Source organism: Neoroseomonas marina (assembly GCF_012927745.1).
In the GTDB taxonomy this organism is placed as follows: Bacteria; Pseudomonadota; Alphaproteobacteria; order Acetobacterales; family Acetobacteraceae; genus Neoroseomonas; species Neoroseomonas marina.
In genome coordinates this window covers 160,331-186,345 of record NZ_JABBKX010000002.1, presented here as the reverse complement: position 1 = coordinate 186,345, position 26,015 = coordinate 160,331, and the positions used below count along the sequence as shown (strand labels likewise).

At 71.8% G+C, this 26,015-nt stretch carries 26 protein-coding genes and 1 pseudogene; 10 read left to right on the top strand and 17 right to left on the bottom strand.

Features of this window, described 5'->3' with window-relative positions; genetic code table 11:
* Nucleotides 1-120: 120 nt before the first annotated feature.
* Complete coding sequence (dnaK, locus tag GWK16_RS06110) at nt 121-2,061, bottom strand: molecular chaperone DnaK (RefSeq protein WP_170053074.1); 1,941 nt, start codon at nt 2,059-2,061, stop codon at nt 121-123.
* Nucleotides 2,062-2,597: 536 nt separating this feature from the next.
* Here dnaK and GWK16_RS06105 point away from each other — a divergent pair.
* The 3 genes from GWK16_RS06105 (at nt 2,598) to GWK16_RS06095 (ending at nt 7,589) form a co-directional block, all read left to right on the top strand.
* Complete coding sequence (locus tag GWK16_RS06105; protein WP_170053073.1) at nt 2,598-3,542, top strand: tripartite tricarboxylate transporter substrate binding protein; 945 nt, start codon at nt 2,598-2,600, stop codon at nt 3,540-3,542.
* Nucleotides 3,543-3,663: 121 nt separating this feature from the next.
* Nucleotides 3,664-5,004: a diaminopimelate decarboxylase gene (lysA, locus tag GWK16_RS06100; protein WP_170053072.1), complete on the top strand. Its 1,341-nt coding sequence runs from the start codon at nt 3,664-3,666 to the stop codon at nt 5,002-5,004.
* Complete coding sequence (locus GWK16_RS06095) at nt 5,001-7,589, top strand: TIGR02302 family protein (RefSeq protein ID WP_170053071.1); 2,589 nt, start codon at nt 5,001-5,003, stop codon at nt 7,587-7,589. The genes lysA and GWK16_RS06095 overlap by 4 nt, the downstream gene beginning before the upstream one ends.
* Before the next feature lie 62 nt (nt 7,590-7,651).
* Here GWK16_RS06095 and GWK16_RS06090 read toward each other — a convergent pair whose 3' ends face one another.
* The 3 genes from GWK16_RS06090 to GWK16_RS06080 are packed head-to-tail and all read right to left on the bottom strand — an operon-like array spanning nt 7,652 to nt 9,822.
* On the bottom strand, nt 7,652-8,158 hold the full coding sequence (locus GWK16_RS06090; protein ID WP_170053070.1) for a universal stress protein: 507 nt from the start codon (nt 8,156-8,158) through the stop codon (nt 7,652-7,654).
* Nucleotides 8,159-8,164: 6 nt separating this feature from the next.
* Entirely contained in the window at nt 8,165-8,911 is a 747-nt protein-coding gene (locus tag GWK16_RS06085; RefSeq protein WP_170053069.1) for a TIGR02186 family protein, read from the bottom strand.
* Nucleotides 8,908-9,822: a sulfite exporter TauE/SafE family protein gene (locus tag GWK16_RS06080; protein WP_170053068.1), complete on the bottom strand. Its 915-nt coding sequence runs from the start codon at nt 9,820-9,822 to the stop codon at nt 8,908-8,910. Before GWK16_RS06080 ends, GWK16_RS06085 begins: the two co-directional genes overlap by 4 nt.
* A gap of 130 nt (nt 9,823-9,952) precedes the next feature.
* Between GWK16_RS06080 and GWK16_RS06075 the strand changes: the two genes are divergently transcribed.
* Nucleotides 9,953-11,536: a bifunctional metallophosphatase/5'-nucleotidase gene (locus GWK16_RS06075; RefSeq protein ID WP_170053067.1), complete on the top strand. Its 1,584-nt coding sequence runs from the start codon at nt 9,953-9,955 to the stop codon at nt 11,534-11,536.
* Between the two features lie 147 nt (nt 11,537-11,683).
* On the opposite strand, the gene GWK16_RS06070 is transcribed toward GWK16_RS06075, so the two are convergent.
* The 3 genes from GWK16_RS06070 to GWK16_RS06060 all read right to left on the bottom strand — a co-directional run bounded on the left by GWK16_RS06070 (nt 11,684) and on the right by GWK16_RS06060 (nt 13,335).
* Nucleotides 11,684-12,154 (bottom strand): DUF4214 domain-containing protein, encoded by a 471-nt coding sequence (locus tag GWK16_RS06070; RefSeq protein ID WP_170053066.1) that lies wholly within the window; start codon nt 12,152-12,154, stop codon nt 11,684-11,686.
* A 51-nt stretch (nt 12,155-12,205) separates the two neighbouring features.
* Nucleotides 12,206-12,646 carry a nucleoside deaminase gene (locus GWK16_RS06065; protein ID WP_211187160.1) on the bottom strand — a complete coding sequence of 147 codons (441 nt, stop codon included), beginning with the start codon at nt 12,644-12,646 and terminating at the stop codon, nt 12,206-12,208.
* A gap of 107 nt (nt 12,647-12,753) precedes the next feature.
* Nucleotides 12,754-13,335 (bottom strand): transposase, encoded by a 582-nt coding sequence (locus GWK16_RS06060; protein ID WP_170053065.1) that lies wholly within the window; start codon nt 13,333-13,335, stop codon nt 12,754-12,756.
* Between the two features lie 127 nt (nt 13,336-13,462).
* Here GWK16_RS06060 and GWK16_RS06055 point away from each other — a divergent pair, with 127 nt between their 5' ends.
* Both GWK16_RS06055 and tcmP read left to right on the top strand, forming a co-directional pair.
* Complete coding sequence (locus GWK16_RS06055) at nt 13,463-14,257, top strand: DUF5131 family protein (protein WP_338144420.1); 795 nt, start codon at nt 13,463-13,465, stop codon at nt 14,255-14,257.
* Nucleotides 14,241-15,449, top strand: coding sequence for a three-Cys-motif partner protein TcmP (tcmP, locus tag GWK16_RS06050; RefSeq protein ID WP_170053064.1), 1,209 nt, complete (start codon nt 14,241-14,243; stop codon nt 15,447-15,449). The genes GWK16_RS06055 and tcmP overlap by 17 nt, the downstream gene beginning before the upstream one ends.
* A 76-nt stretch (nt 15,450-15,525) precedes the next feature.
* On the opposite strand, the gene GWK16_RS06045 is transcribed toward tcmP, so the two are convergent.
* From GWK16_RS06045 to GWK16_RS06020, 6 genes are all read right to left on the bottom strand, one after another.
* A complete protein-coding gene (locus GWK16_RS06045) occupies nt 15,526-15,867 on the bottom strand; it encodes a BrnA antitoxin family protein (protein WP_170053063.1) in 342 nt (113 codons plus the stop codon).
* The gene (locus GWK16_RS06040; RefSeq protein ID WP_170053062.1) at nt 15,864-16,220 is read right to left on the bottom strand and encodes a helix-turn-helix domain-containing protein; all 357 of its coding nucleotides are present in this window, start codon (nt 16,218-16,220) and stop codon (nt 15,864-15,866) included. Before GWK16_RS06040 ends, GWK16_RS06045 begins: the two co-directional genes overlap by 4 nt.
* Nucleotides 16,195-16,476: a BrnT family toxin gene (locus tag GWK16_RS06035; RefSeq protein ID WP_170053061.1), complete on the bottom strand. Its 282-nt coding sequence runs from the start codon at nt 16,474-16,476 to the stop codon at nt 16,195-16,197. The genes GWK16_RS06040 and GWK16_RS06035 overlap by 26 nt, the downstream gene beginning before the upstream one ends.
* A gap of 166 nt (nt 16,477-16,642) precedes the next feature.
* The gene (locus tag GWK16_RS06030; protein WP_170053060.1) at nt 16,643-17,758 is read right to left on the bottom strand and encodes a THUMP domain-containing class I SAM-dependent RNA methyltransferase; all 1,116 of its coding nucleotides are present in this window, start codon (nt 17,756-17,758) and stop codon (nt 16,643-16,645) included.
* 141 nt (nt 17,759-17,899) lie between these two features.
* Complete coding sequence (locus GWK16_RS06025; RefSeq protein WP_170053059.1) at nt 17,900-18,391, bottom strand: DUF2852 domain-containing protein; 492 nt, start codon at nt 18,389-18,391, stop codon at nt 17,900-17,902.
* Nucleotides 18,392-18,557: 166 nt separating this feature from the next.
* Nucleotides 18,558-19,190 carry a TetR/AcrR family transcriptional regulator gene (locus GWK16_RS06020; RefSeq protein ID WP_170053058.1) on the bottom strand — a complete coding sequence of 211 codons (633 nt, stop codon included), beginning with the start codon at nt 19,188-19,190 and terminating at the stop codon, nt 18,558-18,560.
* Nucleotides 19,191-19,390: 200 nt separating this feature from the next.
* Between GWK16_RS06020 and GWK16_RS06015 the strand changes: the two genes are divergently transcribed.
* From GWK16_RS06015 to rsmD, 3 genes and pseudogenes are all read left to right on the top strand, one after another.
* The gene (locus GWK16_RS06015) at nt 19,391-20,101 is read left to right on the top strand and encodes a gamma-glutamyl-gamma-aminobutyrate hydrolase family protein (RefSeq protein WP_170053057.1); all 711 of its coding nucleotides are present in this window, start codon (nt 19,391-19,393) and stop codon (nt 20,099-20,101) included.
* Nucleotides 20,098-20,991: a pseudouridine synthase gene (locus GWK16_RS06010; RefSeq protein WP_170053056.1), complete on the top strand. Its 894-nt coding sequence runs from the start codon at nt 20,098-20,100 to the stop codon at nt 20,989-20,991. Before GWK16_RS06015 ends, GWK16_RS06010 begins: the two co-directional genes overlap by 4 nt.
* A 114-nt stretch (nt 20,992-21,105) precedes the next feature.
* Nucleotides 21,106-21,678, top strand: a pseudogene (rsmD, locus tag GWK16_RS06005) (16S rRNA (guanine(966)-N(2))-methyltransferase RsmD); the annotation flags it as partial.
* Nucleotides 21,679-21,718: 40 nt separating this feature from the next.
* On the opposite strand, the gene GWK16_RS06000 reads toward rsmD, so the two are convergent.
* From GWK16_RS06000 to ald, 3 genes are all read right to left on the bottom strand, one after another.
* Entirely contained in the window at nt 21,719-22,828 is a 1,110-nt protein-coding gene (locus GWK16_RS06000; protein WP_170053054.1) for a nickel/cobalt efflux transporter, read from the bottom strand.
* A gap of 11 nt (nt 22,829-22,839) precedes the next feature.
* Nucleotides 22,840-23,118, bottom strand: a complete 279-nt coding sequence (locus tag GWK16_RS05995) for a metal/formaldehyde-sensitive transcriptional repressor (protein ID WP_170053053.1) — start codon at nt 23,116-23,118, stop codon at nt 22,840-22,842.
* Nucleotides 23,119-23,262: 144 nt separating this feature from the next.
* Nucleotides 23,263-24,369: an alanine dehydrogenase gene (gene ald, locus GWK16_RS05990; RefSeq protein WP_170053052.1), complete on the bottom strand. Its 1,107-nt coding sequence runs from the start codon at nt 24,367-24,369 to the stop codon at nt 23,263-23,265.
* A 137-nt stretch (nt 24,370-24,506) separates the two neighbouring features.
* On the opposite strand from ald, the gene GWK16_RS05985 reads away from it, so the two are divergent.
* Nucleotides 24,507-25,577, top strand: a complete 1,071-nt coding sequence (locus GWK16_RS05985) for an acyltransferase family protein (RefSeq protein WP_170053051.1) — start codon at nt 24,507-24,509, stop codon at nt 25,575-25,577.
* Here GWK16_RS05985 and GWK16_RS05980 read toward each other — a convergent pair.
* Nucleotides 25,574-25,918 (bottom strand): DMT family protein, encoded by a 345-nt coding sequence (locus tag GWK16_RS05980; protein ID WP_338144419.1) that lies wholly within the window; start codon nt 25,916-25,918, stop codon nt 25,574-25,576. The genes GWK16_RS05985 and GWK16_RS05980 overlap by 4 nt on opposite strands.
* Between the last annotated feature and the right edge of the window lie 97 nt (nt 25,919-26,015).

The window sequence follows — 26,015 nt, the reverse complement described above, 5'->3', positions numbered from 1 at the left end:
GCGGTCGCGCCGGGCGCTCCCGGATCGCGGCGGGCCGCGATCCCAACCGCCTCCCATACGGATGCCGCCCGGTCCTTGGGGAACCGGGCGGCGTGACTCACGGCGACGCAACCCGCCCGATCAGGACGGCTTGCGCTTGTTCGGGTCGACTTCCTCGAACTCCGCGTCGACGACCTTGTCGCCGCCCGGAGCCGAACCGCCCGGACCGCCAGCGGCGCCGGCGGCACCGGCAGCGCCCTCGGCCGCCTTCTGATCGGCCTGCGCCTTGTACAGCGCCTCGCCCATCTTCATCGCGGCCTGGCCCAGGCGGTCATTCGCCTTGGCCACCGCATCGGCGTCCTGCTTCTCGATCGCCGCCTTCGCGTCGGCGAGCGCGGATTCGACCTCGGCCTTGTCGCCGGCCGGGATCTTGTCCGCGTTCTCCTTCAGCGTGCGCTCGGTCGAGTGCACCAGCGCGTCGAGCTGGTTGCGGTTCTCGACCGCCTCGCGGCGCTTCTTGTCGGCCTCGGAGTTCGCTTCCGCGTCCTTGACCATCCGCTCGATGTCGGCGTCCGACAGGCCCGACTTGGCCTGGATCTTGATCTGCTGCTCCTTGCCGGTCGCCTTGTCCTTCGCGCTGACGGACACGATGCCGTTGGCGTCGATGTCGAAGGTGACCTCGATCTGCGGCACGCCGCGCGGCGCCGCCGGGATCCCGGTCAGGTCGAAGGTGCCGAGCATCTTGTTGTCGGCCGCCATTTCCCGCTCGCCCTGGTAGACCTTGATGGTCACCGCGGTCTGGTTGTCGTCGGCCGTCGAGAAGACCTGCGACTTCTTGGTCGGGATGGTGGTGTTGCGGTCGATCAGGCGCGTGAACACGCCGCCCAGCGTCTCGATGCCGAGCGACAGCGGCGTCACGTCGAGCAGCAGGACGTCCTTCACGTCGCCCTTGAGCACGCCGCCCTGGATCGCCGCGCCGATGGCCACGACCTCGTCCGGGTTGACGTTGCGCGCGGGCTCCTTGCCGAAGAAGGCCTTCACCGCGTCGATCACCTTCGGCATGCGCGTCATGCCGCCGACCAGGATGACCTCGTCGATCTCGCCCGCCGTCAGCCCGGCATCCTTCAGCGCCTGCTTGCAGGGCTCGAGCGTCTTGGTGATCAGGTCGTCGACCAGCGCCTCGAGCTTCGCGCGCGTCAGCTTCATCACCAGGTGCTTCGGCCCGGAGGCGTCGGCGGTGATGAAGGGCAGGTTGATCTCGGTCTCCTTGGAGGAGGAGAGCTCGATCTTTGCCTTCTCGGCCGCTTCCTTCAGGCGCTGCAGCGCGAGCTTGTCGCCGCGCAGGTCGATGCCCTGCTCCTTGCGGAACTCGTCGGCCAGGTAGTCGATGATGCGCTGGTCGAAGTCCTCGCCGCCCAGGAAGGTGTCGCCGTTGGTCGACTTCACCTCGAAGACGCCGTCGCCGATCTCGAGCACGGACACGTCGAAGGTGCCGCCGCCGAGGTCATAGACCGCGATGGTACCGCCCTTCTTCTGGTCCATGCCGTAGGCGAGCGCGGCCGCCGTCGGCTCGTTGATGATGCGCAGCACCTCGAGGCCGGCGATCGCGCCGGCTTCCTTGGTCGCCTGGCGCTGGGCGTCGTTGAAGTAGGCCGGGACGGTGATGACGGCCTGGGAGACGGTCTCGCCGAGATAGGCCTCGGCGGTCTCCTTCATCTTGGTCAGGATCATCGCGCTGATCTGCTGCGGCGCGTAGTCCTTGCCGTCGACCTCGACCCAGGCGTCGCCATTGCCGGCCTTGGTGATCTTGAACGGCGCGAGGCCGATGTCCTTCTGCACCATCGGGTCGTCGAAGCGACGGCCGATCAGGCGCTTCACGGCGAACAGCGTCCCGGTCGGGTTGGTCACCGCCTGGCGCTTGGCGGACTGGCCGACGAGGCGCTCGCCGTTCTTGGCGAAGGCGACCATGGAGGGGGTGGTGCGGGCACCCTCGGCGTTCTCGATGACCCGGACGTCCTTGCCTTCCATGATGGCGACGCACGAGTTGGTGGTGCCGAGGTCGATGCCGATGACCTTGCTCATCCGATACTCTCCTCTGCGGCAGGCGGGGTCGGCCCGAGAGGTGGCACCGTGCCCGCCCCCTGTGCTGAACCGGCGGCGAGCGCCGCCGCGGATGGGGTGGTTGGGGATCCCTGCGCGCGGCAGGGCTCATGACGGATCGCATGTATTGATCCGCGCGTCGGGGGACAAGTCCCGGATCCATGCTGCGACGCACGCTTTCTGCCCCGCCGGGCCGCGGGCTGCCTTGCGGCGGCGCAAGACGCGGTCCGCGTTCGTTGCGTGGGCGGACCTGCGCGACGCTGCCGGCCCGGCCCTGGTCGGCCTGCAGCCCACCTCGGTCGGCCCGTCCTGGTCGGCGCGCGCCGCGGGAGATGTCGGCGAGCGCGGCATGATGCCGCGCCCACGATGGCGTCGCCTTCCCGCCCCCCAACCTTGGCGCTGCTCCGCGGGTCGGAAGCGCGCCCCCCCTCGGCATGAAGCCCGCCGGCCGGGACTGTCCCCCGGCGCGCCGGCGTCCTAGCCTCGGCGGCAACGATACAAAACAGGGAGCAACGTCCATGACCCCCCGCCGGGCCCTTCTTGCCGCCGCCTCAGGGCTCCTCGCCGCGCCGGGCCTTGCCCGCGCCTGGGAACCCACGCGCCCCGTGCAGCTCATCATCGGCTTCCCACCCGGTGGCGGGACCGACCTGCAGGCCCGCGCCCTTGCCGAGGCCGCCGCGCGCCACTTCCCCGTGCCGCTGATCGCCCTGAATCGCCCCGGCGCCGGCGGGGCGATCGCCGCCCAGCAGGTCGCTGGCATGGCGCCGGACGGGCTGAACCTGCTGGTCGGCGGCGGGTCCGAGAGCACCTCGCTGGCCGCCTTCCGCGACCTGCCCTACGACCCCAAACGGTCCTTCCGCGCCGTCATCCGCATGACGCGCCAGCCCCTGCTGATCGTGGCGAAGCGCGGCGGCCGGTACGAGACCGTGGCCCAGTTCATCGACGCCGCGAAGCGCGCCCCCGGCACCGTCTCCCACGCCTCCTCCGGCATCGGGTCGATCTACCACGCGGTCTTCGTGCTGCTGACCAACAAGGCGGGGGTCGAGATGCTGCACGTCCCGTTCAGCGGCGGCGCGCCCTCGCTCCAGGCTCTGCTCGCCGGCACGGTCGACCTCGCGGTCCTGGCCCCCGAGGAGACCGGCGGCATGATCCAGTCGGGCGAGATCCGCGCGCTGGCGGTCTGCTCGGCCGAGCGCATCCCGGTGCTGCCCCAGGTGCCGACCCTGCGCGAACAGGGCCTGGATGTGGTGATCGAGAACATGAAGGGCCTGAACGCTCCGGCCGGCCTGCCGGACGAGATCTACCTCTCCCTGCACGACCGCTTCCGCCGGGCGATGAACGAACCGGCCTGGACCGGCTTCCTCGAGCGGACCGGCACCTTCCCCGGATACCTGGACGGGCCGGGATACCAGGCGGCGACGGATGCGGTCATCGACGCACTCAGGGCGGCGCTGCGGAGGTGAAGACGGGGGGAGAAGGGAACTTTTCCCCCCGAGCCCCCTTCAACCTTCCTTGGAACGCAAGGGGCGGCTCCGGCCCTTGATCCGCCTTGCGGATGCCGCGTCCCGTCCCGACAATAGCGGGATGGCCGCCCCCCTTGCCCTGACCGACGCCGCCGACCCCTCCTTCGCGGAGCTGCTGGCCCTTCGCCCCCACCTCTCCCTCCACGCTATGGACGGCCTGGTGATGGAGGACGTGCCCCTCGCCCGCATCGCGCAGGAGGTCGGCACGCCGGCCTGGGTCTATTCCGCCGGCGCGCTGCGCCACCGCGCCCGGTCGCTGAAGTCGGCCCTGACCCATGCCGGCCTGACCGCGACGGTGCACTTCGCCATGAAGTGCAACGACAACCTCGCCGTGCTGAAGGTCCTCGCCGCCGAAGGCCTCGGCGCCGACGTGGTCAGCGAGGGCGAGCTGCGCATCGCCCGCGCCGCCGGGATCCCCGCCTCGGCCATCGTCTTCTCCGGCGTCGGCAAGACCGCCTCCGAGATCCGCCACGCCATCGAGCAGGACATCTTCCAGATCAACGCCGAGAGCGCGGAGGAGATCGCCATGATCTCCGCCATCGCCGACGGCCTGGGCAGGACCGCGCGCGTCGCGCTGCGCGTGAACCCCGACGTGGACGCCAAGACCCACGCCAAGATCACCACCGGCAAGAGCGAGAACAAGTTCGGCGTCGCCTTCGAGGACGCGCCCGCGATCTACGCCCGCATGGCGGCCCTGCCCGGCATCGCGCCCATGGGCATCGCGACCCACATCGGCAGCCAGATCACCGCCGGCATGGCCGCCTACCGCGCTGCCTATGCCCGCCTCGCGGAGATGGTGAAGGCGCTGCGCGCCCAGGGCCTGCCGGTGGAGCGCGTCGATTGCGGCGGCGGCCTCGGCATCCCCTACCGCGACGAACCCGCACCCTCCCCCGAAGCGCTCGCCGGCGCCATTCGCGCCACGCTGGGCGAGCTCGGCCTGCCGGTGATGCTCGAACCCGGCCGCTGGATCGCCGGTCCGGCCGGCGTGCTGCTCGCCTCGGTCGTGCTGCAGAAGCAGGGCGCGTCGCATCGCTTCGTGGTGGTCGACGCCGCCATGAACGACCTGGTCCGCCCGGCCATGTACGAGGCCTGGCACGGCATCGTCCCGGTCTCCGGCGCCCGCGCCGCCTCGCCGCTCTCGGCGGCCGAGGTCGTCGGCCCGGTCTGCGAGACCGGCGACACCTTCGCCCGCGGCCGCCTCCTGCCGCATCTCGCCACCGGCGATGCGGTCGCCTTCCTCGATGCCGGCGCCTATGGCGCGGTGATGTCCTCGACCTACAACGCCCGCCCCCTGGCGCCCGAGGTCCTGGTCGACGGTACCCGCTACGCCGTGGTGCGCGAACGCCAGACCTACGAGGAACTGCTGCACGGCCAGCGGGTGCCGGACTGGCTCGCGACATGACGCCCCGGGCGCCCGACCGGCTCTCCACGCGGCTCGTCCGCCGGACCCGGCTCGCGCGCCTTGCGCTCTGGTGGGAAGCGGCCTGGGTGGCGCTCTGGCCGCCGCTCGGCGTCATCGGCCTGTTCGGCGTGGTGGCGCTGTCCGGCCTGCCGCTGGTGCTGCCCTGGCCGCTGCACCTGCTCCTCCTCGCCGCCTTCGCCGCCGCCCTGGGCTGGACCGCCTGGCGCGCCGCGCGGCACCTCGCCCTGCCCGGCACCGACGCCGCCGAGCGTCGCCTCGAACGCGATTCCGGCCTTGCCCATCGCCCCATCGCGACGCTCGCCGACCGCCCGTCCGGCAACGACCCCGTCGCGCTCGCGCTGTGGGAGGCGCATCGCCGCCGCGCCGCCGAACGCCTGGCCCGGCTGCGCGTCGCAGCCCCGCATCCCGGCCTCGCCCGGCGCGACCGGCTGGCGCTGCGCGGTGGCCTCGTTGTCGCCCTCGTCGCCGCCCTCGTCGTCGCGGGCCCCGAGGCCCCCGAGCGCCTGCGCCGCGCCCTGACCCCGCATATCGGCGGCACCGCCCTGCCGAGCGCGCCCTCCGTCCGCCTGGAAGCCTGGATCACCCCGCCGGCCTATACCGGCGCCGCGCCGCTCTTCCTCGACCCCGCCGGCGGCGCCGTCACCGCCCCGGCCGGCAGCCGGCTGCAGGTCGCGCTCTCCGGCGGGTCCGGCGGCACGCCCGACCTGATGCTCGACGGCACCGCCATGCCGTTCCGCGGCCTCGACCGCGGCTCCTTCGCCATCGAGGTCCCGCTCGAACAGGGTGGCCGCCTCGCCGTCCGCCGCGACGGGACCGAGGTCGCCGCCTGGACCCTCGCCGTCCGCGCCGACGCCCCGCCGACCGCCGCCTGGGACCAGCCCCCCGCCCGCGCCACGCGCGGCCTCGCCATCCGCCTGCCCTGGCGGGCGGAGGACGATTGGGGCCTCGCCGGCCTGCGCGTCGAACTCCGCCTGAAGCCGCGCCCCGAAGCCGAGCCCGTGGTGCTCGACCTGCCCATCCCCTCGGGCAATCCGCGCAGCGCCCGCGGCGCCGCGCAGCCCGACCTCTCCGCCCATCCCTGGGCCGGGCTGGAAGTCGAAGCCCGCCTGGTCGCCCGCGACCATGCCGGCCAGGAAGGCCGCAGCGAGGGCGCCTTCCTCGAACTGCCCGAGCGCTCCTTCACGCATCCGGTCTCCCAGCAGCTCATCGCGCTGCGCAAGGCGCTGTCCGTCGATCCCACCGGGCGCGAGCCCGCCCGCCGCGAGCTCGACCGCATCGCCGCCAGCCCCGAGGCCTTCGAGCACGACACCGGCACCTACCTCGCGCTGCGCAGCGCGCGGCACCGCCTGCAGCGCGACCGCCGCCCCGCCGCCATCGCCGAGGTGCAGGAGATCCTCTGGACCGTGGCCCTCGCGCTCGAGGAAGGGCGCACCGACCGCACCGCGCGCGCGCTGGCCGAAGCGCGCCAGGCGCTGCGCGACGCGCTCGAGGAAGCGCGCCGCGACCCGCAGAACCGCACCGAGGAACAGCGCGCCGAGCTGCAGCGCCGCATCGAGGAACTGCGCGAGGCGATCCGCCGCCACCTCGAGGCACTGGCCGAGCGCCTGCAGCGCGAGAACGCCGAGGCCCTGCCCTACGACCCGCAGCAGCGCCTGATGGACCAGCGCGAGCTCGACCGCCGCACGCGCCGCATGGAACAGGCCGCCCGCGAGGGCCGCCCCGAGGACGCCGAGCGCGAATTGGCGGAACTCGAGGAAATGCTCCGCGGCCTCGAGGAAGGGCGCAACATGCGCGCCGAGGACCGCCAGCGGCAGCAGCAGCGCCAGCGCGGCAACCAGCAGATGGGCGCCGTGCAGGACATGGTGCGCCGCCAGGCCGAGATGCTCGACCGCGCCCACCAGCGCGGCACCGAGGCCGAACGCGAGCGCGCCCAGCAGCCGCGCCAGTCCTTCCGCCCCTTCCAGCAGCCCCCGCAGCAACAGCCCCAGGCCGACAGCCGCGCCCAGGACCAGCGGAACCAGCAGAGCCAGCAGGACGCCCGCGTGCAGCGGGCGATGCGCCGCGCCCTCGGGGAACTCATGCAGCAGTTCGGCGACCTGACCGGCGACGTGCCCCCGCAACTCGGCGAGGCCGACCGCGCCATGCGCGATTCCGCCGAGGCCCTGCGCGAAGGCCGCGACAGCCGCGACGCCCAGCAGCGCGCCATCCGCGCGCTGACCGAAGGCGGCCGCCAGATGGCCCAGCAGATGCAGCGCCAGTTCGGCCAGGGCCAGTCCGGCGAGGGCGAGGAGGAAGAGGGCGAAGGCGAGGGCATGGCCGGCGGTCAGCAGGGCGGCGAGGGCCAGGACCAGGCGCAGGAACAGGGCCAGGGCCGCGACCCCCTCGGCCGCCGCACGCGGGAGGCCCCGGGCGGGCAGGACAATGCCTCCGACACGCGCGTGCCGGACGAGGCCGAATTGCTGAAGACGCGCCGGATCCAGGAAGAACTGCGCCGGCGCGGTGCGGACCGCGAACGTCCGCCGGCGGAACTCGACTACATCGACCGGTTGCTGCGCCGCTTCTGATCGCCGGCCGTCACGTCGTCGAGGATGACGCGGTGACCTGACCGCCCCCGGCGGGGCGAGCGTCAGGTGATCCGGTCAAGTTCCTTTTCCTCGAGCGTGCCCGGCACCAGGGTCATCGGCACGGTGAGGCGGCTCGCGTAACGGCCGGTCAGCGCGGTGATCAACGGCCCGGGACCGCCGCTGCCCGGCGCCATGGCCAGCACCAGGATGGAAATCCGCGGGTCCTCTTCCAGCAGCTTCAGCAGCTCGTCGCGCGGATCGCCTTCGCGGATGATGAGGATCGGGAAGCCGCCGGTGATCTCGTTCACCTCGGCGGCGAGGCCCGAGAGCATCTTCTCCGCCTCCTCCCGCCGTTCCTCCTGCATCATCACGCCGACGCCGGCCCATTCCACGAGGCCGACCGGTTCCAGCACGCGCAGCAGGGCGACGCGCCCGCCGCCTTTGCGCGCGCGCAGGCAGGCGTAGCGCAGCGCGACGGCGCGCTCGGCGCTGTCGTCCACCACGACGAGGAAGATGCGGTCCCGCTTGGCGGCCGATTTCGCGGCGGCGGCTTCCTCGCTTCCGGGCATCGGGTCTCAGCTCCTGCGGAAGATGACGCTGCCCAGCCAGCCGGCGAGTGCGGCCAGCAGGATGCAGACCACACCATAGACCAGGGGCTGCACCTGCGCGACCTGGGCGATGGACGCGGCGCTGCCGACGCGTTCGACGCGGAGGAACAGTTCCTGCCGCGCGACGATCCGCTGCTCACGCACCAGCAGCACCTCGATGCGGTAGGCCCCGGTCTGCACCGTGTCGGGGAAGGCGATGCGCGCGCTGAACAGGCGGCCGCCGGCCACCGTGATCGGCGCGGCGTATTCCTGCCACCGCCCGTCCTGCTGCTTGAGGTCGAGCAGCGCGGCACGGAACGCCGGCCCCTGGCTGCCCGTCGCGCGCAGCGGCAGCGAGGCGAGGCCGAGCCGGGCCGAGTGGCGGACCTCCTCGGGCAGGGTCTGCCAGACCGGCCGGGTGGCGGCGATGGCGTAGAAGCCCGGGATCTCGGGGAAGGTCGCCGCCGGCCCGTTCACCCAGAAGCCGAGGACGTTGACCTTCCGGCGCACGACCGTCGGCTGCGGCGGGCCCCAGGCCACGACGACGACGTCGTCGCCGGTCTCGGGGCCGATCAGGCGCTCGGTCGCGCCGAACACCATGACGGAGGAGCCGGTGAAGCCGGTCGAGATCTCGACCCGGTCGGTCGACAGGTCCGCGGCGAGCTGCGGCGTGGTCGGCTGCTGCGCGGCGGCGGGCAGGGCGAGCAGCAGCAGCGCGGCGAGCAGGCGCCTCATCGTGCCGGGCCGATGGTGAACAGGCTCTCCGGCACCCGCACCAGGTCCCACCCCAGGCTGAGGGCGACGGCGAGCACCAGCAGGCCAAGCAGCGCGCGGGTTTCCTCCCCGCGCAGCTTGGTGCCCATCGCGGCGCCGAACTGAGCCCCGGCGACCCCGCCGGCGAGCAGCAGCAGCGTCAGCACGATGTCGACGCTGCCCACCTGCCAGGCCTGCAGCAGCGTCACGTTGGCCGAGACGAACACCACCTGGAACAGGGATGTGCCGATGACCACCGAGGTCGGCATGCCGAGCAGGTAGATCATCGCCGGCACCAGCATGAAGCCGCCGCCGACGCCCATCACCGCGGAGAGCAGGCCGATGCCGAAGCCCACCAGCAGCGGCGGCACGACCGAGATGTAGAGCCGCGACTTGCGGAAGCGCACCTTGAAGGGCAGCCCGTGCAGCCAGGTGTGCTCGTGCGCCTTGGTCGCGACGCCGCCCGAGCGGCGCCGGCGCCAGATGGCGCGCACGCTCTCGCGCACCATCAGCATGCCCACGGTGCCGAGGACGACGACGTAGAAGATCGCGACCGCGAGGTCGACCTGGCCCAGCCGCCGCAGCAGCGCGAACAGCTGCACGCCGAGTGCCGATCCGACGAGACCGCCGACCAGCAGCACCGAGCCCATGCGGGCATCGACGTTGCCGCGCCGCCACTGCGCGATGAGGCCGGAGACCGAGGCGCCGAGCGTCTGGTTCGCGCCGGAGGCGACGGCGACGGGGGAGGGAATGCCGATGAGGATCAGGATCGGCGTCAGCAGGAATCCGCCGCCGACGCCGAACAGCCCCGAGAGCCAGCCCACGCCAAAGCCGATGCCGAGCAGCAGCAGGGCATCGACACTCATCTCTGCGATGGGCAGGTAGACCTGCATCGCGCCCCGATCCCGGTTGCGGTGGGAAACTCGAACGAGCCCGGTTTGGACCCGCACGCCGCATGCGGCAAGGGACAATCGCCGCGCGTCGCGGCAGGATTGCGGCAACCCTCCGACCAAGGCCGACCCGATGCTCGTCTCCCGCCGTCTTCTCCTCGGCAGCGCCCTCGCCGTGCCCTTCCTGCGTCCCGCCGCGGCGCAGCCGGCGCGCGCCGTCACGCTGCTGCACGTGAACGATTTCCACAGCCGCCACGAGCCGGTGGCGCGTGCGACCGGGGCGGCGTGTCGGCCCAACGTGGAATGCCTCGGCGGGTCGGCGCGACTCGCCGGCGGCATCGGTGCGGCGCGGGCCGAGGCCGCGGCCGCCGGGCGCGCGGTGCTCGCGATCGACGCCGGCGACGAGTTCATGGGCAGCCTGTTCTACACGCAGCATCGCGGCGCGGCCGAGCTGGCGGTGATGAAGGCCTGGGGTTGCGACGCGATGACGCTCGGCAACCACGAGTTCGACAATGGGGTGGCGAATCTCGCGCGCTTCGTGACGGGGGCGGACTTCCCGATCCTCGCCGCCAACATCGACGCGCGGGCGGAGCCGGAGCTCGAAGGGAAGCTGCGGCCCTGGTGGGAGACGGTGAAGGGCGGGGCGCGCATCGCGGTGATCGGGGTGACGACGCCCGAGACGCCGCAGCTTTCCTCCCCGGGGCGGAACCTGCGCTTCGGGGACCCTGCCGAGGCGGTGGCGCGCGCGGTCGCACAGATCCGCAGCCGCGGACCGGCGACGATCATCCTGCTGTCGCATCTCGGCATCGGGGCGGATCGGCGCATGGCGGCCGAGGTCGCGGGCGTCGACGTCATCGTCGGCGGGCATTCGCACACGCTGCTCGCGCCCGAGCCGGAGGCGGAGGGGCCGGCGCCGCTGCTGGTCGAAGGGCGCGACCGCACGGTGCGGATCGTGCAGACGGGGGCCTTCGGGCGGTTCCTCGGGCGGCTCGACCTCGACCTCGCGGCCGATGGGCGCGTCGCGGCGCACGCGGGTGCGCCGGTGCCGCTCGGGCTTGCGGTGCCGGAGGATGCGCGGGTGGCGGCGATCGTCGAGGACTTCGCCAGGCCACTCGCCGAAACGCGGCGGCGGGTGGTGGGGACGCTGCCGGCGGCGATGTCCAACACCGAGTGCCGGCGCGGGGAATGCGCGCTGGGGAATTTGGTGACGGAGGCGATGCTCGCCCGGATACCGGGGGCGGAGATCGCCATCACCAATGGCGGCGGGTTGCGGGCGGGGTTGCCGGGCGGGCAGGTGACGTATGGCGACGTGCTGACGGTGCTGCCCTTCGGGAACACGGTCGCGGTGATGGGGCTGCGGGGGGCGGATGTGCTCGCGGCGTTGGAGAACGGGGTGGCGCAGGGGGTGGATGCGGGGCGGTTCCCGCAGGTCGCGGGGGTGCGCTTCGTGTGGACACCGGATGCGCCGGCGGGGAGCCGGGTGCGGCAGGCGGAGGTGGCGCAGGGGCGGCAGTTCGTGCCGCTCGATCCGAACCGGGTGTACCGGGTGCTGACCAACGACTTCATGCGGCGCGGGGGCGACGGGTACGTGATGTTCCGCGACCGGGCGCTCGATCCGTATGACACGGGACCGATCCTCGACGAGGTGGTGGCCGAGGCGATCGAGGAGGGGCGGTTCGCCAGCCTGCGGGAGGATGGGCGGATCGTCGCGCGGTAGGCGTTTTTGCGCGCGGGCGAAGGCTGCGCCTTCGTCGCCCTCGGACGAGGGGCGCGTCGGCGCGGGCCGGAATCGGCCGATCTGGCGCGGGGTGGGTGTGCGGTAGCGGGCCTGCCTTGGTGCAGGGTTGGTGGTCGGCGGGGGCGGTCAGCCGCCGACACGGGATTCCAGGCGGGCGAGGCGGGCCTCGACGCGGTCGGCCTGGTGGGCGGCGACGGCGGCGAGGGTCTCGGCCAGGAGGCGCTGCGCGGAGGCCAGTTCGGCGGGGGACATGGTGCCGAGGCGGTCGCGCAGGTCCGCCAGGGCGCCGATCAGGTCGGTCGCAGGGGCGGGTTCGGCCGGGGCGGCGGCGAGGCTGTTCGCGGCGGGCTTGGCGGGGGGCGGCGGGGGAGGCGGGTCGGAATCGAAGCGGAGGACCACGCCGAGGTTGCGGGCTTCCTGGCTGCCGGCGACGCCGACGAGGGTTTCGCGGCGGCGTTCGGGGTGGTTCTCGATCTTCTGGAGGTGGTGGCGGTAGCCGTCCTCGTCCGGCCAGCGGTTGAGGATGACCGTGTAGAGGTTCACGACGAATTCGTGGTCGCTGCCGCCGAGCAGTTCGCTGCCGTTCACCTCACGCATCGCGCTCTCCGTTCGTCGCTGCCGGGATCAATGGGCATAAGGGGGGCATGGTCAACGCCGGGCTTCGAAGAAGCCGCGCAGCAGGGCCGCGCAGTCGGTTTCGCGGACGCCGCCGATGACCTCGGGGACGTGGTGGCAGGAGGGGGCGGCGAAGATCCTCGCGCCGTGGTCCACGCCGCCGCCTTTCGGGTCGTAGGCGCCGAAGACGATGCGCTTCACGCGGAAGAAGGACGCGGCCTGGGCGCACATCGGGCAGGGTTCGAGCGTGACCGTGAGCGTGCAGCCGGGCAGGCGGGGGGAGCCCAGGCGGTGGGCGGCTTCGCGCAGGGCCAGGATCTCGGCGTGGGCGGTGGGGTCGCAGCGGGCCTCGACCTCATTTCCCGCGGCGGCGAGGAGGGTGCCGGCTTCGTCGGTGACGACGGCGCCGACCGGCACCTCCCCGCGCGCGGCGGCGGCCTGGGCTTCGCGGAGGGCGCGGTCGATGGGCGTCATGGGGAGGGATTCGCAGGGGTGCGGGGCGGGCGCAAGCGTTCCGGCGCGCCGGCGGGCGCCGGGGCGGCGATGGGCGGGTGGCGGGGCCGGGGACGCCGCGCGGGGCATCAGCCGACCGGGACCAGGTAGCGCGGGACGGGCCGGCGGCGGCCCAGCCAGCCGAGCAGGCGGCGGCAGAGGGCGAGGATTTCGGGCAGGTCGGGGTCGTCGGGGCGGGTGAGCGCGTCCTGCTGGATGTCCGCGATCGATTCGGACAAATCCGGGTCCGGGAAGTACCAGGAGGGGCCGGGGAGCGCGCGGGAGACGTGCAGGCGACGGGCGAGGATGACCGCCTGGAGGCCGAGGATGCGGTGGCAGCGGCGGAAGATGGCGGCGAGCCAGGGCCTGAGGGCGCGGAGCGGGCGGGGTGCGCGGCGGCGGGCGGATTGCTTCAGCAGGGTGGACCAGAGGCCATCATGCGCCCAGCGGCGGAAGCAGCGGGCGATGGTGGCCGTAGGACCATGGTCCGTGCCGACGTGGCGCCAGGGGATGTTGGTGAGGCAGATGCGGAAGATGGCATCGAGGCGGCCGCGGGGGTCGCGGAGGGGGCGGCCGGGGCCGGTGTTTTCGATGTAGAGCTTGAGGATGGACCACTCGGCGTCGGTGAGCGGGGTCCAGGGGCGGGGGCGGTAGGGGCGGGGGAGGGGCATGGGGGGCGACTCACCGAAAAGCGCGCAATAGGAAAATTTCCCGTCTCCGTCAACAATCCTTTCGCGGGGATGAGCGGGTCCATTACGCCTGAGGCCAGGGAGCCCGCGTTGGGCGCATCTTGAATTGGTGGACAAGCTGGCCCGGAGACAGCATCGTGTTGTTCTGTATCCGTTCATGGTCATGGCTGAGCAAACTGCAATCGAGTGGACCGACGCGACCTGGAACCCAGTCACAGGGTGCGACAAGATCAGCCCCGGGTGCCTGCGGTGCTATGCGGAACGGTTTTCTGAGCGCTTCCGTGGCGTGCCGGGGCATCCTTTCGAGCATGGATTCGATCTACGTCTACGCCCCGAGCGGTTGGATCAGCCCCTAAAGTGGAAGGCGCCTCGCCGCATCTTCGTCAACTCGATGAGCGACCTGTTCCATAAGGGCGTACCGGACGAGTTCGTGGGTCGCGTCTTCGACGTGATGGAGCAGGCTAGCCATCACGTGTTCCAAGTGTTGACCAAGCGTAGTTCCCGCATGGCCACGTTCACGCGTCGGCGCTACGGGGAAGCCATCCCGCCTGCAAACGTGTGGCTGGGGGTAAGCGTCGAGGATGGACTTCGGAAGGGCCGCATCGCGCATCTCAGGCGCACGGCGGCAGCCGTGCGCTTCCTGTCGGTAGAACCGCTCATCGGGCCGATGGGCGAGATCGACCTTTCGAATATCGATTGGGTCATCGTCGGGGGCGAGTCAGGCCCCGGCCATCGGCCCATGCTGCCCGAATGGGTGGACGAGGTTCAGGAGCAGTGTGCCGAGCAGAGCGTGGCATTCTTCTTCAAGCAATGGGGCGGCATACGGCCTAAGGCTAATGGCCGACTCCTCAAAGGCAGGGAGTGGAACGAGTTTCCGGGAGAACGCAATGAAATCGCAGCCTGAAGGGGCGCCAAAACGAAAGACTAAGGACCCGTCAGTAGGCCTGAAGCCCGAACTCTACGCGGGACGAGGTCAAAACTTCGCAAAACACGTTCTTCTGAAGCAGTACCTTACCGAACTGGCCTTCAAAGTGCTTCAGGCCCCGAATGCTCCCTCGGATTTCTTATACCTCGATGCGTTCTCCGGCCCCTGGCAAGCGCAGGGTGAGACGTTCGAGGACACTTCCTTCGCCATCGCTCTGCGGCAGCTCACTGAAGTACGAGAGAGGTTGGCCGCAAGTGGGCGTTTCCCGCGAATGAGGGCCATCTTCGTCGAGAAGAAGAAGGCCTCCTACGAACGGCTCTGTCAGGAAATCACGAAGTTTCCACGTATCGACGTCACAGCGTTCAACGGGGAATTCGAAGAAATCGTTCCTCAGGCTGCCGCTACTCTCAATCGTGACACCTTCTTCTTCGGATTCCTCGATCCAATCGGCTGGAAGGGGATCGCCCTGCGCCGCATTGCTCCGCTCCTCCGTCATCGCCCGGGCGAGGTCTTGGTGAATGTCATGACCAACGGCCTCGTGCGGCATGCGGAAAACGAGATCGTTCAGGAGAGTGTGGACGAGCTTTTTGGGGATGGCGAATGGCGTGGCGAGTTCGCCGACGCTCTGCGGCGGCTGGGCTCGCGGGACGAAGCTATAATTGAATTGTATCTGCGCCGCCTGAAGAAGGTCGGCGGCTTCACCTTCGTAGGCTCGACACGTATCCGAAACCCCGACAAGGACCGCACTTACTTCCACCTCGCTTACGGCACTCGCCATCCTGCTGGGATGGAGGTTTTCCGGCGGAGCGAGGAACGTTGCGTAGCGGTGCAAGAGCAGGTCGCCCTGGATTCCTTTCGAGCCAAGCAGGAGCGGGAACTTGGGATGGGCGACCTATTCCAAGGTCAGCAGGACGCGGGACTCGATGCCTTCAGGCGATGGCAGGATGCTGCTCACGCTGCAGCCAAGGCGCAGTTTGATGATTGGTTATCGGGAGGCATCCCACGTCGCGCGGACCACCTTCGAGCGGAGCTGATGCAACACCCATACGTGACCGCCACCCTTGTGAATGGCTGGGTCAAAGAAGCCGAAAAAGCTGGCCGCATGACGCGTTCGGGCGAGACGGCTTCGACAAGCATTTGGCATCCGCTCGGCCCTGTGACGGCCGACTAAACTGCGGGTTCCGAGGGCCTTTCGGCCCTCGGCGGGTGGGGTTTCGCGGAGGGTAGAGCCCCCCGTCGCCATTCGCTCAGGACGCCTTCCCGCCCCGTGCGCGGGCCGCGCGCATGTAAGCGCGCAGGACGGCGTTCATCCTCGTCTGGTAACCCTTGCCCTGGCTGCGGAAGAAGTCGAGCACGTCGGGGTCGAGGCGGAGCGAGACGAGGCGCTTCGCGCCGGGCGTGACGGGCACCGCGTCCTTGTGCCAGTCGCGCGGGATGTCCTTCCAGTCGGGGTCGGCGGCGATGGCAGCGTCGAGGTCGGCCTCGGTCATCGCGTCCACGCGCGCCCAGTCGGTGCGCGAGCGTTCGCGGGCGCGGAGTGCCTTCAGTTCCTCAGCCGAGTAACGCCTGGTGTCGCTTGCGTTCTTCATCCCAACGCCGCCAGCGCCGCCTCCGGCGCGCGGTCCAGGATGCGGAGCAGGGCCTTGGCCGGGCCGGCGGGCAGCCGCTTGCCCTGTTCCCAGTTCCGCACGGTGTCCACCGGCACGCCGATGCGCGCGGCGAAGGCGGCCTGGGTGAGACCGGTGCGGCGGCGGATGCGACGGGCGTGGGCGGCGGCGGCCTGGGCGGCGGCTTCGTCGTCCTCGGCGGCGTGGCGGGCGATCTCGGCTTCGGTGGTGGCGTCCACGCGCGCCCAGTCGACGCGGCCCTTCACGGGCAGCGGGTTGGCGCCGGTGGTGTGGATGGTGCCGTCGGCTTCAAGCCTGACGCGCCGGGTTGCCATGGCGGGCGACCTCCTTCCGGTTGGCCTTGCGGGCCGAGATGATGCGGATGCGTTCGCCGCGGCGGGTGAAGACCACGATGAAGAGGCGCCCTTCGATGTATCCGGCGGCGCGGTAGCGGGCTTCCCCGTAGTCGAAGCGGTCGTCGCGGGTGATGACGCGATCCGGGTCGCGGAAGACGCCCAGGGTGAAGGCGAAATCGAAGCCGCGCGCGGCGAGGCAGGCGGCGTCCTTCGCTTCGTCCCATTCGAATTCCACGCCCGATCATATAGGCCAGAGGACGAGTCGCGCCAAGGATGATGCGGTTTAAGTCCCGGGTTCCGAGGGCCTTTCGGCCCTCGGCGGGTGGGGTTTCGGGGAGGGCAGAGCCCTCCCCGCTTCCAGTCACACCCCAGTTCGCGGGAGGGCAGAGCCCTCCCCGCCTTCACGCCAGCGTCGCAGTCCTGAACAGCGTCACCCGCAGCCCGCCGTGCGGCACCGGCGGTCCGCTCGGCAGGAAGGGCAGCCCGGTGGCGTGGGCCAGTTTCGGGTCGGCGGCGACCAGGCCGACGCGCCAGCCCTTGAAGTGCGTCGCCAGCGTCCGGCCGAGGGCCTGGTAGAGGGGGGCGAGGGATTTCGCCTCGCCCAGGCGGGTGCCGTAGGGCGGGTTGGTGATGACGAGGCCGGGCGGGCCTTCGGGGGGGCGGGCCTCGCTGATCGGGGCCTGGTGGAATTCGGTGATGGCGGCGACGCCGGCGCGTTCGGCGTTGGCGCGGGACATCGCGACCGCGCCGGCGTCGCGGTCGGCGCCGTGGAAGCGGGTCGTGGGGGTGGGGCGGGGCTTGGGTTCGCGCAGGCGGGCCCAGGCCTCAACGTCGAAGGTGGCGAGGCGTTCGAAGGCGAAGTGGCGGGCGCGGCCGGGGTTGAGGCGGGCGGCGATCTCGGCGGCCTCGATGACGAAGGTGCCGGAGCCGCACATGGGGTCGAGGACCGGTTCGCTGCCGTCGAAGCCGCATTGGCGGAGGAAGAGGGCGGCGAGGGTCTCGCGCAGGGGGGCGGCGTTCACCTCGGCCTTGAAGCCGCGCTTGTGGAGGGGCTCGCCCGAGGTGTCGATGCTGAGGGTGCAGAGGTCGTGGTCGATGCGGGCCATGACCGTGACCTCGGCGTCGGGGTCGTGGGGGGCGCCGGTGGTGGCGTGGATGGCGGTGGCGATGCGCTCGGCCGCGGCGCTGGAGTGGTAGATGCGCGACTTGTGGCAGGTGGCTTCGACGCGGAAGGGGGTGTCGGGGCGGAGGATCTCGGCCCAGGGGGTGCGGCGGGCGCGGGCGTCGAGGTGGGCGAGGTGGGTGACGTGGAAGGCGTCGAGGCGGGCGAGGATGCGGGTTGCGCCGCGGATCCAGAGGTTGGCGCGCCAGACGTCGGGCCAGGTGCCGCGGGTGATGACGCCGCCGGGGACGGGTTTCGGGCGCTTGAAGGCCTTGAGGCCGACTTCCTCGGCCAGGGTGGGTTCGAGGCCCGGGGCGGTGGCGAGGAAGATCTCGAAGTCCGGGTGGTGGGTCATCCGGCGGGGGTGTAGCGCGCCGGGGGGTGGGTTCCGAGGGGGTTTCGGGTGGTGGTGGCGGGTCCCATGCGCAGCGCCGGGGGCGTCGCGCATGGGGGTCGGGGCGGGGTTCGGGGAGGGCCTGGGCCCTCCCCGGTCCGGTCAGGCGCGGGGCTGGTCGTCCGCCGGGGGCTGGGGCGGGCGGGTGCGGCGGTCGGTCATGAACTGCTCGAATTCCGCGCGGTCCTTGGCGAAGCGGAGGCGTTCGAGGAAGGCGGCGAAGTCCTTCTGTTCCTCTTCCAGGCGGCGCAGCGTGTCCTGGCGGTATTCGTCGAAGGCGGCGTTGCCGGAGGAGGGCTGGGAGTCCTCGCCCCAGCGGGCCCAGGCGCAGGGGCCGGCCGAGGTGCCGTTGGGGGCCATGGCGAAGCGCTGGGCCCAGCGGCGGCCGATGCGGCCGGAGCCGATCATGAAGAACAGGATCGCGAGGCCGATGGGCCAGAAGGCGATGAAGCCGATGACCATGGCGGCGATGAGGATAGGCTTGGGGGCGTTCCAGGGGGTCCATCCGGCGGGGCCGTGGCTGCGGTCGTCCCGCCAGCGGCGCTCGCGGCGGCTCGCGTAGGCGGCGGCGTCGGGGGTGGCGGTGGCGGACATGGGGCTCCTCGTGAGGGTTTCGGCCTGCAGGATGTAAATGCAAGCGACATTTACATTGGGGATCGGAACGGGTGGGGTCAAGCGGAATCGGTGGGGCGCGATGATTCGTTACGTGGGGGCGGGCGGCGTCCGGGGCGCCACGCCTGGCCTCGCCACGCGGCGGAGGTCAGCGGGGGGCGGCGAGGCCGAGGCTCTGGAAGTAGATGAGGATGCCGGCCTCGAGGAGTTCCTCGGGCGACATGGGGAGCTTCCGGCGGGAGGCGTCGGGGCGGCAGAAGAGCGAGGCGATGCCGTGGGAGAGCGACCAGATGTGGAGCGCGACCATGAGGACGGGCGGGCGGGGGCCGGTCTCGGGCAGGCGGGAGACGAGCTTCTCGGTGGCCTCGCGCAGGACGGAGAAGGCGCGGTCGGCGGCGGCGGCGAGGCCGGGGTGGTCCTCGGGCGCCAGGTGGGTCTCGAACATGGCGGCGTAGAAGGCGGGTTCGCGCCGGGCGAAGTCCAGATAGGCGCGGCCGAGGGCCTCGAAGGCGGCGGGCAGGTTGGGGCCGGCGGCGGTCCAGGCGCGGGAGAGGTGGTCGGCGAAGCGTTCGTAGCCACGGATGGCGACCTCGGCGAGGAGGGCCTGGGCGTCGCGGAAGTGGCGGTAGGGCGCGCCGGGGGAGACGCCGGCGAGGCGGGCGGCCTCGGCGACCGTGAAGCCGGCGGGGCCGTGCTGGGCGATGAGGGAGACGGCGGCTTCGACCAGCGCCTCGCGCAGGTTGCCGTGGTGGTAGCCGCGCCGCTCGCCGAATCTCGACATGTGAGGATCATTTGCATTGCGGGCGGCGTCGCGCCAAGGGGGGAGTCTTGGTGTTGGCGGCACCGGCCCGCACCCCCAGCCGGCCACCCGTTCCAGGATACTGGCGTGGGCGGCCGGGTGGGGGTGCGGGCCGGTGCCGGCCAACGGGCAAAGCGCCCTGTCGCTGGACGCGGCGCGGGGCGGGTCGCTACGAGAGGCGCATGCGCACGCGACCCCTGATTGGCGTCACCCTCGATTCCGAACCGGCCGGCGGCTGGTCGAAGCTGCCGTGGTATGCGCTGCGGCAGAACTACTTCTCGGCCGTGATCGCGGCGGGGGGGTTGCCGGTGGCGCTGCCGCACCATCCGGAGCTCGCCGCGGCCTACATGGACGAGGTGGACGGGCTGCTGGTGACGGGCGGGGCCTTCGACGTGGACCCCGCGCTGTGGGGCGGCGGGGCGCCGCATCCGAAGGTGACGCTGAAGCCGGGGCGGACGGATTTCGAGCTGGCGGCGACGCGGGCCGCGCTCGATCGCGACATGCCGGTGCTGGGGATCTGCGGCGGGCAGCAATTGCTCGCGGTCGCCTTCGGCGGGACGCTGATCCAGCACATCCCGGACGAGGTCGCGGGGGCGCTGGCGCATGAGCAGCCGAACCCGCGCACGGAGCCGGGGCATGAGGTCGCGATCGCGGCGGGGACGCTGCTGTCGCGCATCGTGGGCAGCGCGCGCATGGCGGTGAACTCGGCGCATCACCAGGCGGTGGCGACGGCGGGCGCCGGCGTGGTGAACGCGGTGGCGCCGGACGGCGTTGTCGAGGGCGTCGAGCATCCGGGGCATCGGTTTGCCCTGGGCGTGCAGTGGCATCCGGAATATGCGGTCGATCCGCGCGATCCTTCGATCTTCGCGGCCTTCGTGGAGGCGTGCCGGTGAGCGAGGACGAGGCGGGCGAGGATCCGAAGCGCGGCGAGCGCATCGCGAAGTGGCTGGCGCGCGCCGGCGTCGCGTCGCGCCGCGATGCGGAGAAGATGATCGCCGAGGGGCGGGTGAAGCTCGGCGGCAAGGTGGTGGAGACACCGGCGACCTTCATCACGCCGGGCGACCACGTGACGGTGGACGGGAAGCCGGTCGCCGCGCCGGAGCGGACGCGGCTGTTCCGCTACCACAAGCCCGACGGGCTGGTGACGACGCATCGCGACCCGGAAGGCCGGCCGACGGTGTTCGAGAAGCTGCCGCCCGGGCTGCCGCGGCTGGTCAGCGTCGGGCGGCTCGACCTGACATCAGAGGGGCTGCTGCTGCTGACCAATGACGGGGCGCTGGCGCGGAAGCTGGAACTGCCCTCGAACGGGTGGTTGCGGCGGTATCGCGTGCGGGTGCATGGGCGGGTGGATGAGAAGGCGCTCGCGGCGCTGACGCGCGGCGTGACCATCGAGGGCGTGCAATACGGGCCGATCGAGGCGGGGCTCGATGCCCGGCAGGGGACCAACGCCTGGCTGACCGTGTCCATCCGCGAGGGCAAGAACCGCGAGGTGCGGCGCGTGATGTCGCATCTCGGGCTCGAGGTGACGCGGCTGATCCGCACCGCCTATGGGCCGTTCCAGCTCGGCGTGCTGCCGCGCGGGGCGGTCGAGGAAGTGAATGCGAAGGTGCTGCGGGACCAGTTGGGCCTCGATGCGCCGAAGCGGCTGCGGGAGGCGGCGCTGGCGCCGCTGCCGGAGACGCCGCCCGAGGGGCCGCGCCGGCCGCCGCGGGCGCGCAATGCCGGGGCGGGGCCGCGGCGCGCGGTGCGCGGGCGCGACGGGCGGCGTGGGCGCGAGGAGTGACGGCGGCGGGCGGCAAGGACGCTCGACAGCGGCCGCGCCCAGGCTCCATAGGTTCGGCATGGAGCTGACGGCGCGCGACATTCGGGTCCGGGTCTTCGCCGCCGCGATTCCGGCGCCGTGAGGATCATCGCCGGGCGCCATCGCGGGCGGGTGCTGCGGTCGCCGGATGGCGAGGCGACGCGCCCCACCGCGGACCGGGTCCGCCAGGCGCTGTTCGACATGCTGTGGCACGCCGCCTGGGGCGGGCGGACGGCGGTGCACGACCAGCTCGTGCTCGATGCCTTCGCGGGCACCGGCGCGCTGGGGCTCGAGGCGCTGTCGCGTGGCGCCGACCACTGCACCTTCATCGAGCGCGACCGCGCGGCGCTGAATGTGCTGCGGGCGAATATCGGCGCCTGCAAGGAGGAGGCGCGGACGGCGGTGCTCGCCGCCGATGCGACGAAGCCGCCGCCGGCGCGGGTGCCCTGCGGGCTGGTGTTCCTCGATCCGCCCTATGGCAAGGGGCTGGTGCCGCTGGCGCTGGACGGGCTGGCGGCCGCGGGCTGGATCGCGCCGGGCGCGCTGGTGGTGGCGGAGACGGGCGAAGGCGAGACGCTCGACCTGCCGGGCTACGAGATGCTGGCGACGCGCAGCCACGGGGCGGCGACGGTGCACGTGCTGCGGGCGCCGGGGGGCGGGGGGAACTGACTGTACCCCGATCGGCTGCCGCGGCGGTCGGACCAGGTGGTCAGCCGGGCAGGCCGGTCCATCCATGCCAGCCCATGTAGAGCCCGACCAGCAGGATCAACACGACAGAGACATAGGGCGCGCGGCGCGCCACCGTGTCGAACACGCCTGACCATCGGCGCGTCGCGTGGCGCATGCCGAGGGCGGCTGCGACGCCGACCCCGACCATCACCACGGCAAGCCCGACCGAGAAGCACAGCACGAGTGTCGCGCCGAGCGTGAACTGCTTGAGCTGAAGGCAGAGCAGCAGGACCGTGATGGCGGCGGGGCACGGGATCAGCCCGCCGGTCAGCCCGAACAGGACGATCTGGCCCGTCGTCACCTGGCGGTTCGCGAAGCGACGGCGGATGTCCTCGGCATGGGCGCGCTCATGCGCGTCCTGGAATCCGGGCGCGGAGACGTCCAGACCTTCATGGTGATGGCCGTGCTCATGGAACGCGACCTCGTAGTCGTGCGCGTGGTCGCCATGCGCGAGGCGCAGCCGGACGTCGAACGCGTGCGGCTCCGGGATTTCCTCGACGGATTCGAGGTAGCCGTCGCGCTCCACGAAGGCGAAGGCCTGGAGTGCTCCGTCCGGCCGGCGCGTCTCGAGTGCGACCTGCCCGGCGTGCCAGCCGTGACCGCCCCCGAAGCGGATGCGCCAGCGCGGAGGCACGCCGTCCTCGAACACCTCGAGCGCGAGGACGCCATGGCCGGTGTCGATCCGACGCGCCTCGTCGCCGTGGCGGTGGTGGTCGTGTTCGTGATCGTGCTGTTGGCCGTCCTGCCGGTCGCGCCGGATGCGCCATAACATCCAGGCCGCGATGCCGACGACGATGACGGCGGAGGCGAGCTGGAAGTACGGCTCGGTGGTGCCGACATCGAAGCGGTCGGCGAAGTGGAGCCCCAGCAGCGCCACTGCCCAGACCACCAGCGTGTGCGAGAAGGCCGCGGCGAGGCCGAGCAGCACCGCCTGCCTGACGGTCACGTGGATGGCGACGATGAAGGCGGCCATCATGGTCTTGGAATGGCCCGGTTCGAGTCCGTGCAGAGCGCCGAGCAGGATGGCCGAGGGGACGAACACCCAGGCGTGCGTCGCGCCCTGCTGGAGGAGATCCGCGAAGGAAGGCATGCCGCTGGCCCCTACTTCAGGTAGGTCCGGACGATTGCGAGCAGTTGCTCGGCGGCGTCCTCGTCCAGCGCCCCGGGATGCCGCTCGGCGTCCACAAGGTGATGCCGCACATGGTCCTCAACCACCTCGGCCATCAGGCCGCCCATCGCGGCGCGGGTGCTGGCGAGAAGGTGCATCACGCGTTCGCAATCGGCCTCGCTTTCGAGCGCCCTCTCGATCGCCTCGACCTGGCCACGAATGCGGCGGACACGGGCGAGCAGCTTCTGCTTGTCGCGGACGGTATGGGTCATGGGTGGACGTATAGGATAGGGGGGAATCCTATTTCAACGCCTGTCGTCGTCCACCGATGTCCGGTTGGTTCCGGATGATGGGTTCCGGGGGCCTTCCGGCCCCCGGCGGGGTGGTCTGGAGGGACGACGCCCTTCCGGGGCGCGCTACCGTGGCAACGCTGTCAGCGGCAGCCCCAGCGCCTGCGCCACGGCCGGATGCGTCACCGCGCCGGCATGCACGTTCACCCCGGCGGCGAGGTGCGGGTTGTCCGCCGCGGCACGCCGCCAGCCCTTGTCGGCGATCTGCAGGGTGAAGGGCAGCGTCGCGTTGTTCAGCGCGACGGCGGAGGTGCGCGCGACGGCACCCGGCATGTTCGTCACGCAGTAATGCACGACCCCGTCGACGACGTAGGTCGGTTCGGCATGGGTCGTGGGGCGCGAGGTCTCGAAGCAGCCGCCCTGGTCGATGGCGACGTCGACCATCACGCTGCCGGGGCGCATGCGCGCGACCGTGTCGCGGGTGACGAGCCGCGGGGCGGCGGCGCCGGGGACGAGGACGGCGCCGATCACGAGGTCGGCGTCGAGCACGGCGCGTTCGATCGCGTCGCGCGTCGCGAAGACGGTATCGACCAGGCCGTTGAATTCGATGTCGAGCGCCTGCAGCACGCGCGCGCTGCGGTCGAGCACGGTGACGTTGGCGCGCATGCCGTTGGCGATGCGCGCGGCGTTGGATCCGACGACGCCGCCGCCGATGATGGCCACGCGGCCCGGCGGGACGCCCGGCACGCCGGAGAGCAGGATGCCGGCGCCGCCGGCTTCCTTTTCCAGGCAATGGGCGCCGACCTGCACGGCCATGCGGCCGGCGACCTCGCTCATCGGCGCGAGGAGGGGCAGGCCGCCCGCGGCGTCCGTGACCGTCTCATAGGCGATGGCGGTACAGCCGGAGTCCATCAGCCCCTTCGTCTGGGCCGGGTCGGGGGCGAGGTGGAGGTAGGTGAAGAGGACCTGGCCGGGGCGCAGTTGGGCCCATTCGACGGGCTGGGGTTCCTTCACCTTCACGATGAGCTCGGCCTCGGCGAAGACGGTTGCGGCATCGGGGACGATGCGGGCGCCGGCGGCGGCGTAGGCCGCATCGGGGAAGCCGATGGCGGCGCCGGCGTTGGTCTCCACCAGGACCTCGTGCCCCTGCAGCGCGAGTTCGCGGACGGAGCCGGGCACCAGGCCGACGCGGTATTCGTGGACCTTCACTTCCTTCGGGACGCCGACGCGCATCGCGGTCCTCCTCGATCCTGTCGGGGAGCCTAACGCGTTTCCAGGCCGGCGGATGCGGGCCCTGGCCGAAACCTATGCGAGGACTTATGCTCACGGGCACGTGAGTGGGGCGCGCGGTGGGAACAGACGCGGCAGGTATGGCGGGCCGCGCGGACGGCTACGCGGCGATCCGCATCGGCGCGGCCGTCGCCGTGCTGTTCGGCCATGCCTTCGTGCTGACGCGCGGGACCGATCCGCTGAGCCCGCTGCTCGCTGCCTTCGCGGGCTGGGGCGAGCAGGTCCATGACCTGGCGGTCAACGTCTTCTTCGCGCTGAGCGGGTATCTCGTGACCCTGTCCTGGCTGCGGCGGGGCAACCTGGTGTCCTTCGCGGTGGCGCGGGGGCTGCGGATCTGGCCGGGGGCGGTCGCGGCCTGCGTCGTCACGGTGCTGGCGGGCGCGGCGCTGACGACGCTGCCGCTGGCGGAGTACGCGGCGGCGGAGGGCACCTGGACCTTCCTGCTGCGCAATGCCCTGCTGCGGAAGATCGCCTTCGAGCTGCCCGGCGTGTTCGAGGCGAATCCCTATCCGCGGGTGGTGAACGGGTCGCTGTGGAGCCTGCCCTACGAGCTGCGCTGCTACGCCTATGTCGGGCTGCTGGGCGTGGCGGGGATCCTGGCGCGACGGCTGGCCTTCACCCTGCTGCTGGGGGTCATGCTGGTCGATATCCTGCTGCCCGGGGCGGGGCTGCTGCCCTTCGGGGAGACCTTCTGGCGGCTGTGGCTGCATTTCGCGGGCGGTGCGGCGCTGGCGGTGAACCGCGACCGCATCCCGCTGCGGGGTGATGTGCTGCTGGTCCTCGCGGCGCTGGCGGCCACCGCGTCGCTGGTCGCCCCGGGGCCGGTGCATGCGGTCATGGCGGCGGCCGTGGTGGTCTACGCGGTGCACTGGGCGGGGCAGGCGCGGCTGCCGGGCTGGCTCGATCCGGCGCGGCGGGGGGACCTGTCCTACGGGACCTACCTCTATGCCTTCCCGGTGCAGCAGGGGCTGGTGAGCCTCGACCCCGAGGGCTGGGGCGGCTGGACCCTGACGGCGGCGAGCCTGCCGCTGGTGCTGGGCCTGGCGGCGCTGTCCTGGCGGTGGGTGGAGCGGCCCGCGCTGGGCGCGCGGGACGGCGCGGCGGCCGCGGTCACGGCCGCGCTGCGCCGGCTGCGGCCGGCCCGCGCCTAATCCACCGGCAGGAAGATGAAGACCACCGCCGCGACCAGGCAGAGGCCCGCGGCGATGAAGTTCCAGCGGATCGTTTCGCCCAGGAAGGCGACGGAGAAGACCGCGAACACGGCCAGGGTGATCACCTCCTGCATCACCTTCAGCTGCTGGCCGGTGAAGGTGCCGTAGCCGATGCGGTTGGCCGGGACGGCGAGGCAGTATTCGAAGAAGGCGATGCCCCAGGAGATCAGGACCGCGAGCCACATCGGCCAGGAGGGCTGCTTGAGATGGCCGTACCAGGCGAAGGTCATCAGCACGTTGGAGGCGACGAGCAGCAGGGGCGTGGCGATCCAGGGGCTCACGGGCAGATGGTCCTCACGGGTTGCGCGCGGCATCTAGGCCCGATCGGGGCGGTTGTCTTGACGGCGAAGACATGTCGATTATCGTCGACATGTGGAT

Bases quoted from the DNA above. Each gene is read 5' to 3' on its own strand.
- dnaK (WP_170053074.1), bottom strand. From the start codon at position 2,061: ATGAGCAAGGTCATCGGCATCGACCTCGGCACCACCAACTCGTGCGTC.
- GWK16_RS06105 (WP_170053073.1), top strand. From the start codon at position 2,598: ATGACCCCCCGCCGGGCCCTTCTTGCCGCCGCCTCAGGGCTCCTCGCC.
- lysA (WP_170053072.1), top strand. From the start codon at position 3,664: ATGGCCGCCCCCCTTGCCCTGACCGACGCCGCCGACCCCTCCTTCGCG.
- GWK16_RS06095 (WP_170053071.1), top strand. From the start codon at position 5,001: ATGACGCCCCGGGCGCCCGACCGGCTCTCCACGCGGCTCGTCCGCCGG.
- GWK16_RS06090 (WP_170053070.1), bottom strand. From the start codon at position 8,158: ATGCCCGGAAGCGAGGAAGCCGCCGCCGCGAAATCGGCCGCCAAGCGG.
- GWK16_RS06085 (WP_170053069.1), bottom strand. From the start codon at position 8,911: ATGAGGCGCCTGCTCGCCGCGCTGCTGCTGCTCGCCCTGCCCGCCGCC.
- GWK16_RS06080 (WP_170053068.1), bottom strand. From the start codon at position 9,822: ATGCAGGTCTACCTGCCCATCGCAGAGATGAGTGTCGATGCCCTGCTG.
- GWK16_RS06075 (WP_170053067.1), top strand. From the start codon at position 9,953: ATGCTCGTCTCCCGCCGTCTTCTCCTCGGCAGCGCCCTCGCCGTGCCC.
- GWK16_RS06070 (WP_170053066.1), bottom strand. From the start codon at position 12,154: ATGCGTGAGGTGAACGGCAGCGAACTGCTCGGCGGCAGCGACCACGAA.
- GWK16_RS06065 (WP_211187160.1), bottom strand. From the start codon at position 12,646: ATGACGCCCATCGACCGCGCCCTCCGCGAAGCCCAGGCCGCCGCCGCG.
- GWK16_RS06060 (WP_170053065.1), bottom strand. From the start codon at position 13,335: ATGCCCCTCCCCCGCCCCTACCGCCCCCGCCCCTGGACCCCGCTCACC.
- tcmP (WP_170053064.1), top strand. From the start codon at position 14,241: ATGAAATCGCAGCCTGAAGGGGCGCCAAAACGAAAGACTAAGGACCCG.
- GWK16_RS06045 (WP_170053063.1), bottom strand. From the start codon at position 15,867: ATGAAGAACGCAAGCGACACCAGGCGTTACTCGGCTGAGGAACTGAAG.
- GWK16_RS06040 (WP_170053062.1), bottom strand. From the start codon at position 16,220: ATGGCAACCCGGCGCGTCAGGCTTGAAGCCGACGGCACCATCCACACC.
- GWK16_RS06030 (WP_170053060.1), bottom strand. From the start codon at position 17,758: ATGACCCACCACCCGGACTTCGAGATCTTCCTCGCCACCGCCCCGGGC.
- GWK16_RS06025 (WP_170053059.1), bottom strand. From the start codon at position 18,391: ATGTCCGCCACCGCCACCCCCGACGCCGCCGCCTACGCGAGCCGCCGC.
- GWK16_RS06020 (WP_170053058.1), bottom strand. From the start codon at position 19,190: ATGTCGAGATTCGGCGAGCGGCGCGGCTACCACCACGGCAACCTGCGC.
- GWK16_RS06015 (WP_170053057.1), top strand. From the start codon at position 19,391: ATGCGCACGCGACCCCTGATTGGCGTCACCCTCGATTCCGAACCGGCC.
- GWK16_RS06000 (WP_170053054.1), bottom strand. From the start codon at position 22,828: ATGCCTTCCTTCGCGGATCTCCTCCAGCAGGGCGCGACGCACGCCTGG.
- GWK16_RS05995 (WP_170053053.1), bottom strand. From the start codon at position 23,118: ATGACCCATACCGTCCGCGACAAGCAGAAGCTGCTCGCCCGTGTCCGC.
- ald (WP_170053052.1), bottom strand. From the start codon at position 24,369: ATGCGCGTCGGCGTCCCGAAGGAAGTGAAGGTCCACGAATACCGCGTC.
- GWK16_RS05985 (WP_170053051.1), top strand. From the start codon at position 24,507: ATGGCGGGCCGCGCGGACGGCTACGCGGCGATCCGCATCGGCGCGGCC.